This is a genomic window from Arenimonas malthae CC-JY-1 (genome assembly GCF_000747075.1).
Classification (GTDB): Bacteria; Pseudomonadota; Gammaproteobacteria; order Xanthomonadales; family Xanthomonadaceae; genus Arenimonas; species Arenimonas malthae.
The window spans coordinates 1-9,462 of record NZ_AVCH01000027.1 but is presented as its reverse complement, the minus strand read 5'-3'; the positions used below and the strand labels follow the sequence as shown (position 1 = coordinate 9,462).

The 9,462-nt window shown below is 71.3% G+C and carries 14 protein-coding genes; 10 read left to right on the top strand and 4 right to left on the bottom strand.

Annotated elements, in window-relative coordinates; translation table 11 throughout:
- The 9 genes from N790_RS02620 to N790_RS02580 form a co-directional block, all read left to right on the top strand.
- A partial coding sequence (locus N790_RS02620; protein WP_043800323.1) for a MarR family transcriptional regulator occupies window positions 1–237 on the top strand: 237 nt, incomplete at its 5' end.
- A complete protein-coding gene (locus N790_RS02615; protein WP_052385627.1) occupies window positions 234–803 on the top strand; it encodes a GTP-binding protein in 570 nt (189 codons plus the stop codon). The genes N790_RS02620 and N790_RS02615, both read left to right, overlap by 4 nt.
- The gene (locus N790_RS15085; protein ID WP_052385626.1) at window positions 794–1,204 is read left to right on the top strand and encodes a roadblock/LC7 domain-containing protein; all 411 of its coding nucleotides are present in this window, start codon (window positions 794–796) and stop codon (window positions 1,202–1,204) included. Before N790_RS02615 ends, N790_RS15085 begins: the two co-directional genes overlap by 10 nt.
- Window positions 1,205–1,220: 16 nt before the next feature.
- Window positions 1,221–2,768: a 2Fe-2S iron-sulfur cluster-binding protein gene (locus N790_RS15080; protein WP_052385625.1), complete on the top strand. Its 1,548-nt coding sequence runs from the start codon at window positions 1,221–1,223 to the stop codon at window positions 2,766–2,768.
- Between the two features lie 57 nt (window positions 2,769–2,825).
- Complete coding sequence (locus N790_RS02600; RefSeq protein ID WP_043800321.1) at window positions 2,826–3,413, top strand: anthranilate synthase component II; 588 nt, start codon at window positions 2,826–2,828, stop codon at window positions 3,411–3,413.
- A 28-nt stretch (window positions 3,414–3,441) separates the two neighbouring features.
- Complete coding sequence (gene trpD, locus N790_RS02595) at window positions 3,442–4,482, top strand: anthranilate phosphoribosyltransferase (protein WP_043800319.1); 1,041 nt, start codon at window positions 3,442–3,444, stop codon at window positions 4,480–4,482.
- Complete coding sequence (locus N790_RS02590; RefSeq protein ID WP_043800318.1) at window positions 4,479–4,832, top strand: antibiotic biosynthesis monooxygenase family protein; 354 nt, start codon at window positions 4,479–4,481, stop codon at window positions 4,830–4,832. The genes trpD and N790_RS02590 overlap by 4 nt, the downstream gene beginning before the upstream one ends.
- Entirely contained in the window at window positions 4,829–5,617 is a 789-nt protein-coding gene (gene trpC / locus N790_RS02585) for an indole-3-glycerol phosphate synthase TrpC (RefSeq protein ID WP_043800315.1), read from the top strand. The genes N790_RS02590 and trpC overlap by 4 nt, the downstream gene beginning before the upstream one ends.
- A 7-nt stretch (window positions 5,618–5,624) precedes the next feature.
- Window positions 5,625–6,287: a haloacid dehalogenase-like hydrolase gene (locus N790_RS02580; protein ID WP_052385624.1), complete on the top strand. Its 663-nt coding sequence runs from the start codon at window positions 5,625–5,627 to the stop codon at window positions 6,285–6,287.
- Window positions 6,288–6,294: 7 nt separating this feature from the next.
- On the opposite strand, the gene N790_RS02575 is transcribed toward N790_RS02580, so the two are convergent.
- Together N790_RS02575 and crp are read right to left on the bottom strand one after the other, a co-directional pair.
- Window positions 6,295–6,753: a GNAT family N-acetyltransferase gene (locus tag N790_RS02575; protein ID WP_052385623.1), complete on the bottom strand. Its 459-nt coding sequence runs from the start codon at window positions 6,751–6,753 to the stop codon at window positions 6,295–6,297.
- Between the two features lie 3 nt (window positions 6,754–6,756).
- Window positions 6,757–7,428 (bottom strand): cAMP-activated global transcriptional regulator CRP, encoded by a 672-nt coding sequence (gene crp / locus N790_RS02570; RefSeq protein ID WP_043800326.1) that lies wholly within the window; start codon window positions 7,426–7,428, stop codon window positions 6,757–6,759.
- A 183-nt stretch (window positions 7,429–7,611) separates the two neighbouring features.
- Here crp and speD point away from each other — a divergent pair, with 183 nt between their 5' ends.
- On the top strand, window positions 7,612–8,406 hold the full coding sequence (speD, locus tag N790_RS02565; RefSeq protein ID WP_043800313.1) for an adenosylmethionine decarboxylase: 795 nt from the start codon (window positions 7,612–7,614) through the stop codon (window positions 8,404–8,406).
- A 90-nt stretch (window positions 8,407–8,496) separates the two neighbouring features.
- Here the strand turns inward: speD and coq7 are convergent, their stop codons facing one another.
- Window positions 8,497–9,141, bottom strand: a complete 645-nt coding sequence (gene coq7, locus N790_RS02560; RefSeq protein ID WP_043800312.1) for a 2-polyprenyl-3-methyl-6-methoxy-1,4-benzoquinone monooxygenase — start codon at window positions 9,139–9,141, stop codon at window positions 8,497–8,499.
- The coding region (locus tag N790_RS02555; protein WP_043800310.1) for a heterodisulfide reductase-related iron-sulfur binding cluster at window positions 9,138–9,462 on the bottom strand (325 nt) is incomplete at its 5' end. The genes coq7 and N790_RS02555, both read right to left, overlap by 4 nt.

Sequence of the window (9,462 nt, the reverse complement as noted above, 5' to 3'; positions counted from 1 at the left end):
TGGCACCGCGTGCTGGCGGCGACCTCGCGCGAGGCGCGTTCGCCCGCCGACATCGCCGCGCGCACCGGCGTGCCCGAGGCCGAGGTGGGCCGCTGCCTGGACCGGCTCGAGCGCGACGGCCTCGTCGACGTCGTGGTCTTTCACCCCCGCCCGGACGCGCAAGCGCCCGCGCCGCGCCCCGGACGCTGGTCCGGGCTCGCCGCGCGGGTCGGGCTGCTGCTTGGATTCCAGCGATGACCCGGACCCACAAGATCGTCTTCATCGGTGAACCCGGCGCGGGCAAGACCACCTGCATCGCCGCGCTCAGCCACGTCCCGCCGGTGAGCACCGACGTCGCTTGCACCGACGAGCTGGCCGAGCGCAAGGCCACCACCACGGTGGCGCTCGACTACGGCGAGCTGCACCTGGGCGACCAGGGCCGGCTGCTGCTCTACGGCCTGCCGGGCCAGTCGCGCTTCCGCTTCATGTTCGACGTGGTGCGCGAGGGCCTGCTGGGCGCGGTGGTGCTGGTGGACGCCAGTTCCGCCACGGCGATGGACGGCCTGGCCGAGACGCTCGACACCTACGCGTCCGAGCTGGGCCAGCTGCCCTGCGTGCTGGCGCTCAACAAGGACGCGCGCGCGGGCGAGGACCTGCGCCAGGCCTGCCTGGACCTGTTGCGCCGCCATGGGCTGGTGGCGCCGGCCATCGTCGTGGACGCGCGCCGGCGCGAGGACATCATCCGCATGTTCGACCTGCTCTTCATGCAGCTCGAACTGGGTTTCGACGACACCGAGGCCAGGGAGGCCAATGCATGGGCGTGATCGTTCCCCCGAACCGCAGCCAGTGCGACGCCGCGCTCCAGCACCTGGTCGATTCCAGCGATGGCATCCGGGCCGCCATGCTCGCACTGCGCGACGGCCGCCCCTTCGTCGAACGCTGCCGCTCGCAGGTGGACTGCGGCAAGTTCGCCGCCATGGTGAGTTCGCTGGTGGCGCTGGGCCAGACGGCCCTGCGCGAACTCGGCGCCGGCGGCCTCGACCACGTGCTGGTGGAGGGCCGCGACGGGAAGCTCGTGGTGTCGAGCATCGACGGCTCGGGCGGCCTGCTGCTGCTGGCCGTGCTGGCCGAACGCGACGCGCGCCTGGGCCTGGTGCTGGGCCAAGCCAAGACCTGCGCCCAGGCCGTTTCTGACGCATTCCCCCCGGCCGGGCGCCAGGCCTGAGGCGCAGGAGAAGGCGATGGCGACGATCCGTTTCGAATCACTCCACTACCCGGCGCTGCCCGGGGAAACGCTGCTCGACACCCTGCTGCGGCACGGCGCCCCGGTGGCGCATTCGTGCCGCAAGGGGTCCTGCGGCTGCTGCCAGGTGCGCGTGCTGGAAGGGCAGGTCGAGCAGGCGGAGGCCGGTGGCCGCGCGGCGGAAGGCCATGTACTGGCCTGCGTGTGCCGGCCCGCGGGCGACGTGGCGCTGGCGCCGGCCGACCTGTCGCAGCAGCCGGTGGACGTGGAGCTGGTGTCGCGCATGGCGCTGGCGCCGGGCATCTTCGAGCTCGAACTGGCGCCGCACCGCGAGCTGGATTTCAGGCCCGGCCAGCATGTGTACCTGGTTCGCGAGGACGGCGTGTCGCGGCCCTATTCGATCGCCAGCCTGCCGGAGGATGGCTTCAGCTTCCGCATCCACGTGCGCGAGATGGCCGGCGGCGCGCTGAGCCCGTGGCTTTGCCGTGGGCTGGCCCCGGGGCAGCGCCTGAAGCTGCGTGGCCCCTTCGGCGGGTTCCACCTGCCGGCGACGCTGCCCGCGGACGTGCCGCTGCTGCTGGTCGGCACCGGCACCGGCGCCGGCGCGCTGCTGGGCGTGCTGCGCGAGGCGCTGGCGCGCGGGCATCGCGGGCCGATCGGCTTTTTCCACGGCGTGCGCGAGCCCGAGGACCTGTACCTGGACACGGCCCTGCGGCTGCTGGCCGCGGCGCACCCGCAGCTGGACTACCAGGCCTGCGTGTCCGGGGGATCGCCGTCGCCGGGGGACCAGGCCGGACGCGCGCTTGATCGCGCCAGCGCGCTGTTCCCGGCGCTGGGCGAAGGCCTGCTGTTCCTGTGCGGGCATCCGCGCATGGTCGAGCAGGCGCGGGTCGAGGCCCTGCGCGCCGGCATCCCGCGCGCGCAGGTGTTCGCCGACCCCTTCACGCTGGCCGCCGGCGAACTGCCGCGCGACGCCGCCAAGCTCGCCGCGCTCGCGCCCGAGCCGGAAATCTGGGTCATGCTGGGGCAGGGCCCGGGGCTGACGCGGCTGCTGGAGGACTTCTACGCCCGCGTCTATGCCGACCCGAAACTCGCGCCCTTCTTCCAGGGCGTGCCGGTCGAACGCGCCGTGCAGAAGCAGTACGAGTTCCTGGCCGACGTGTTCACGGGCCGGCGCAGCTACTTCGGCCTCAACCCGTTCAACGCGCACCACTGGATGGTGATTTCCGACGAGTTGTTCGACCACCGGGAGGCGCTGTTCGAGCAGGTGCTGCTGGAGCACGGCGTGCCCGGGCCGCTGGCCCGGCGCTGGCTGGCGATCCACGAACTGTTCCGCGCCGAGCTCGTGAAGGCCGCCCCGCGCGGCCTGGTGACCGGCGGCAGGGAGCACCCGGTGCGCACCCAGGTGGTGGAATGCCTGGACATCGACGCCGTCTGCGACGGCTGCCAGGCCGAGATCCCGGCCGGCGCGCCCAGCCGCTACCTGCACCGCATCGGCACGCTGCATTGTGCCGCCTGCGCCGGCCTGGGGACCGCCGCGGCCTGAATCCGCGGGTCCGGCTGGGATATCCTGTGGGGCCCTGCAAGGCGCCACGGACAGCCCATGCTGTTGATGATCGACAACTACGACAGCTTCACCTACAACCTCGTCCAGTATTTCGGCGAGCTGGGCCAGGACGTGAAGGTGGTGCGAAACGACGCGCTGACGGTCGCGCAGATCGCCGCGCTCAAGCCCGACCACATCGTCATCTCGCCGGGGCCGTGCACGCCGAACGAGGCGGGCGTGTCGCTGGAAGTGCTGGAGAAGCTGGCGGGCAGCGTGCCCATCCTGGGCGTCTGCCTGGGCCACCAGAGCCTGGGCCAGGCCTTCGGCGGCAAGGTGGTGCGGGCCCGCACCATCATGCACGGCAAGACCTCGCCCATCCGCCACAAGGGCGTGGGCGTGTTCGCAGGCCTTCCGGACCCGTTCGAGGCCACCCGCTACCATTCGCTGGTGGTGGAGAAGGAATCGCTGCCCGACTGCCTTGAAATCACCGCCTGGACCGAGAACGCCGACGGTTCGATGGACGAGATCATGGGCCTGCGCCACAAGGCCCTGCCGGTCGAGGGCGTGCAGTTCCACCCCGAATCCATCCTCACCCAGCATGGGCACGACATGCTGCGCAATTTCCTGGAAGGGGCGCGCGCCTGAGGGCGCCGCCGGACGAACGAGGAACACCATGCCGATCAAGCCGCAGGACGCCCTGCAACGCGTCATCGAGAACCGCGAGATCTTCCATGACGAGATGGTGGACCTGATGCGCCAGGTCATGCGCGGCGAAGTCTCGCCGGTGCTGACCGCCGCCATCCTGTCGGGCCTGCGCGTGAAGAAGGAAACCGTGGGCGAGATCGCCGGCGCCGCCCGGGTGATGCGCGAGTTCGCAGCCCGCGTGCAGGTGCCCGACGCGCAGAACTTCGTCGACATCGTCGGCACCGGCGGCGACGGCGCGCACACCTTCAACATCTCCACCGCCAGCATGTTCGTGGTGGCGGCGGCCGGCGCCAAGGTGGCCAAGCACGGCAACCGCAGCGTGTCGTCGAAGTCCGGCAGCGCCGACGTGCTCGAGGCCCTGGGCGCGGAAATCGAGCTGCAGCCGGAGCAGGTGGCCGCCTGCATCGCCGAGACCGGCATGGGCTTCATGTTCGCGCCCATCCACCACCCGGCCATGAAGAACGTGGCGGCGGTGCGCAAGGAAATGGGCGTGCGCACGCTGTTCAACATCCTCGGCCCGCTCACCAACCCGGCCGACGCGCCGAACATCCTGATGGGCGTCTTCCACCCCGACCTGGTGGGCATCCAGGTGCGCGTGCTGCAGCGCCTGGGCGCGCGCCGCGCCATGGTGGTCTGGGGCCGCGACGGCATGGACGAGATTTCGCTGGGCGGCGCCACCATGGTGGGCGAGCTGCGCGGCAACGAAGTGGTGGAATACGAAATCCACCCCGAGGATTTCGGCATCCCCATGGCCGCCAGCCGCAACCTGCGCGTCGAGGACTCGGAGCAGTCGCGCGTCATGCTGCTCGAGGCCCTGGACGGCAAGGACGGCCTGCCGCGCGAGATCGTGGCGCTCAACGCCGGCGCCGCGCTGTACGCGGCCGGGCGCGCGGTGTCGATCGCCGACGGCATCGCCCAGGCGCGCGCCGCGCTGGTGGCGGGCAAGGCCCGCGCCAAGCTCGATGAATTCGTCGCGGCCACCCGCCGCCTCGCCGGGAAGAAAGCATGAGCGCCGAACGTTTCGCCCGCACGCCCGCGCCGCCGTATTACGCGGTGATCTTCGCCAACCAGCGCCGCGACGGCGACCACGGGTACGGCGCCACCGCCGACCGCATGGTCGAGCTGGCGGCGCAGCAGCCCGGTTACCTGGGCATCGAAAGCACGCGCGACGCCGCCGGTTTCGGCATCACCGTGAGCTACTGGGAAAGCGAGGCCGACATCGCCGCCTGGCGCCGCAACGCCGAGCATTCGGTGGCGCGCCAGCATGGCCGCGACGAGTGGTACGAACATTTCGAGCTGCGCGTGGCGAAGGTCGAGCGCGCCTACGGCGGCCCGGCCGCGCGCGGGGAAGGCGCATGAGCGACATCCTGCAGACCATCCTGCGCCGAAAGGCCGAAGAGGTGGCCGGGCGTTCGGCCCGCGTTTCCCTGCGCGAGCTTTCCGCCCGCTGCGACGGCGCGCCGGCCACGCGCGGTTTCGCCGCCGCCCTGCAGGCGAAGGTGGACGCCGGCCTGCCCGCCGTCATCGCCGAGGTGAAGAAGGCCAGCCCGAGCAAGGGCGTCATCCGCCCCGATTTCCGCCCGGGCGAGATCGCCGCCAGCTACGAGCGCGGCGGCGCCGCCTGCCTGTCGGTGCTCACCGACGTGGACTTCTTCCAGGGCGCCGACGCCTACCTGCAGGAGGCCCGCGCCGCCTGCATGCTGCCGGTGCTGCGCAAGGACTTCATCGTCGACGCCTACCAGGTGTACGAGGCGCGCGTGCTGGGCGCCGACTGCGTGCTGCTCATCGTGGCCGCGCTGGGCGACGCCGCGCTGGCCGAGCTGTCGCACCTGGCCATGGAACTGGGCATGGACGTGCTGGTGGAAGTGCACGACATCGACGAGCTCGAGCGCGCCCTGCAGGTGGGCGCGCCGCTGGTGGGCATCAACAACCGCAGCCTGCGCACCTTCGAGGTTTCGCTCGACACCACGCTGGGCCTGAAGCCGGCCGTGCCGGCCGACCGCCTGCTGGTGACCGAAAGCGGCATCGCCACCCGCGACGACGTGGCGCGCATGCGCGCCGCCGGCGTGCATGCCTTCCTGGTGGGCGAGAGCTTCATGCGCGCGCCCGATCCGGGCGCCGAGCTGGCGCGCCTGTTCGGCTGAGCCCGCCGTGCCCCGCGCCAGCGCCACCGTCCTGTTCGATTTCGACGGCACCCTGGTGCGCGGCGACTGCGCCGCCGCCTGGCTGCGCGACCTGCTGCGCAGCCACCCGCTGCGCCGCCTGCTGGCGGGCCTGAGCTTTCCCTTCCTGTCGCCCGGCTTCGCCTGGTGGCGCAGCGCCTGGGTGCCGGCCAGCTTCTACACCTGGCTGGCGACGGTGGGCCGCACCGACGAGGCCCTGGCCGAGGCGCGCGAGGATTTCCTGCGCAAGTGCGCGGCGCGCCGCGAGCAGCTGCTGATCAAGCCGGCGGTGGCGCGCCTGCACGCGCACCTGGCCGCGGGCGACGCGGTGGTCATCGTCACCGGGGCGGAAGCGCGGCTGGCACGCGACGTTTGGCGCGTGCTGGGCCAGCCCGAGCTGCCGGTGGTGGGTTCGTCGGTGCGCCCGGCGCTGGGCGGCTGGATCGGCGTCGAGCACACCGTGGGTCCGCGCAAGCTGGTGGCGCTGGCCCGCGAAGGCATCCGGCCGCCCTTCGCCGCCGTTTACAGCGACAGCGCGCGCGACCTGCCGCTGCTGTGCGAAACCGCCCGCCCGGTGCTCGTCGCCCCCGACCGCCGCAGCCTCGCCCGCGTGAACCGGCGCCTGCGCGGCGCCTTCGAAACCCTGCGCTGACGCCGGCCTAGGCGCCGAGGCGCTTGAGGAAACGCAGCGCGCCCTCGCCATAGCCGCAGGCCCGGTAGAAGGCGTGGACCTCCTCGCGCTGCAGGGCGGCGGTGAGCTCGATGCGGGCGGCGCCGGCCTGGCGGGCGCGCTGCTCGGCCTCGCGCACCAGGCGGCGGCCGATGCCGCGGCGTTTCTCCTGGTCCAGCACTGCCAGCGCGGTGATCCGGCAGGTCAGGCCGCCCAGCGGCAGGTAGTAGCGCACGTCCAGCGCCAGCAGGCCCACCAGGCAGCCGTGGCGGTCGGCCACCAGCACCTGCTGGCCGGGCTCTTCGGCCACGGCGCGCAGGCGCTCGGCGGCTTCGGCGCGGTCGCAGGGGTAACCCAGCACGCCCAGCAGCGTGGCGACGCCGGCGGCGTCCTGCGCGGCGGCCGGCCGCACCAGGAGGGTGTCGTGCCCGGCGGCCGAGGTGCCCATGGGTCAGCGGGTGCCGTAGACGACGACGGTCTTGCCGCGCGCGTGCAGCACGCCCTGTTCCTGCAGCTGCTTGAGCACGCGGCCGGCCATCTCGCGCGAGCAGCCGACGATGCGCGCCAGCTCCTGGCGCGACACGCGGATCTGGGTGCCCTGCGGGTGCGAGAGCGCGTCCGGCTCCTGGCACAGGTCGTTCAGCGTGCGCACGATGCGGCCGCTGACATCCAGGAAGGCCAGGCGGCTGGCCTTGCGGCTGGTGTCGAGCAGGCGCTTGGAGAGCTGCAGGCCGATGGCGTACAGGATGCGCGGGCACTCGGCGGCCAGCGGGCCGGCGAAGAGCTGGTGCAGGCGATCGTAGTTGATCTCGGCCAGTTCGCAGGCGCTGCGCGTGCGCACCACCACCGCGCGCGAATCGGCGGCGAAGAACAGGCCCATCTCGCCGATGAACTCGCCGGCATTGATGTAGCCCAGGATCAGTTCGCGGCCATCCGGCTCCTCGCTGACCACGCTCAGCGAGCCGCTGACCACGTAGTAGAGGGACGTGGCCGGGGCGCCCGGGCGGAACACATCGGTGCGCGAAGGGTAGCGGCGGCGGTGGCAGTGGTCCAGGAACCGGCTGAACGTGGCCGCGTCCGGCGCCAAGGGGCTGTTGACCATCTTGGGAGGCTGGATCGCCATCGACGAATTCCTGTCCTGCGCCATGGTGGGGACTCTCCGAACTGTGATGGCGTTCAGCTTAGGCCGCCCGGCCGGCCTCGGCAATGGCGCGGGGCCCCCGGGGGCCAAGGTTTCCCCCGGGGGGTATTTGCCTGATAATGCGCCCCCTCCGCTCCACCCCCCTCCGCACGCAGGAAAGCCACCGTGGTCAAGCCGCTTCCGCGCCTCAGGCTCCAGGGTTTCAACAACCTGACCAAGGCCCTGAGCTTCAACATCTACGACGTCTGCTACGCCGTCTCGGAAGAGCAGCGCCAGCGCTACATCGAGTACATCGACGAGGCCTACAACGCCGAGCGCCTGACCCAGATCCTGACCGACGTGGCCGAGATCATCGGCGCCAACATCCTGAACGTGGCCCGCCAGGACTACGACCCGCAGGGTGCGTCGGTGACGATCCTGATCTCCGAAGAGCCGGTGATCGACAAGAAGGCCGCGGGCAAGGAGCTGATCTCCGACGCCGTGGTGGCGCACCTGGACAAGTCGCACATCACCGTGCACACCTATCCGGAAACCCACCCGCACAACGGCATCGCCACCTTCCGCGCCGACATCGACGTGGCGACTTGCGGCGTCATCTCGCCGCTGAAGGCCCTGAACTACCTGATCGAGAGCTTCGAGTCCGACATCGTGGTGATGGACTACCGCGTGCGCGGCTTCACCCGCGACGTGAAGGGCAAGAAGCACTACATCGACCACAAGATCAACTCGATCCAGGACTTCCTGTCCAAGCCGATCAAGAGCAAGTACGAGATGATCGACGTCAACGTGTACCAGGAAAACCTGTTCCACACGAAGATGCACCTCAAGGAGTTCGACCTCGACACCTACCTGTTCGAGGAGAAGGCCAAGAACCTTGGCTTCAAGGACCGGATGCGCATCGAGAACCAGCTCAAGCGCGAGATCGTCGAGCTCTTCAACGGCCACAACCTGGCCGACTGAGGGGTTACCCAGGCGATGCCTGGGTAACTCCAAGAAGAAGGGGGCCAGGTTCACTTCTCATCGAGAAGTGAACCTGGCCCCCTTCTTGTTTCACGCCCGGTAGGCGACGGCCTTCATGAGTTTCGAGGTGAGGGCCATGAGGCGGGGGATGGGCTGGGGCAGGGTGCGGGCGCCGGCGGCGAGGGCGTTGTCGGCGTGGCGGGCCTCGTCGTCCTTCATGGTGCGCAGGATGGCGCGGCTGCGCTCGTCGCCCGGGGGCAGGGTTTCCAGGTGTTCCTCGAGGTGGGCCTCGACCTGGCGTTCGGTTTCGACCACGAAGCCCAGGTTCCAGCCGTCGCCGCGCAGGCCCGCGGCCAGGCCGATGGCGTAGCTGCCGGCGTACCAGAGCGGGTTGAACAGGCTGGGGCGGCTGTCGAGTTCCTGCAGGCGGTCGGCGCACCAGGCCAGGTGGTCGGCTTCTTCCTGCGCGGCGTGCTGCAGGTGGGCGCGGGTGGCCTCGTCGCGGGCCACCACGGCCTGGCCCAGGTACAGGGCCTGCGCGCAGACCTCGCCGGTGTGGTTGATGCGCATCAGGCCGGCGGCGTGGCGTCGTTCGCCTTCCTCCAGCACGGGGTCGCGCAGTTCGCCGGCGGGATTGGGGCGCTCGGCGAAGGCCTTGCCCAGGCTCGTGCCCAGGGCGTGCTGGGCCTCGATGATCAGGCGGTCCAGGGGGCTGTAGTGGCGGGTCGCGTTCATGCCAGGTGCTCGGCCAGGAATTCGATGGGGTGGCGCACGGGAATTGTAGTTCCGCCGGCCAGGTGGAGGCGGCAGCCGATGTTCGCCGACAGCAGTTCCCGGGCGCCGCTGGCGGCCAGCGCCTCCAGCAGCGGGGTGCGCAGGGCGGCGGCGCGCGAGGGTTCCGCGAGCTGGTGCAGGCCGGCGGCGCCGCAGCAGCCGGTGTCCGGCAGTTCGACCAGGTCGAGGCCCGGAACCCGCGCCAGCAGGCGGCGCAGGGCGGCGTCGCTGCGCACCACGCTGCGCTGGGTGCAGGGCAGGTGCAGGGCCACGCGATGGGCC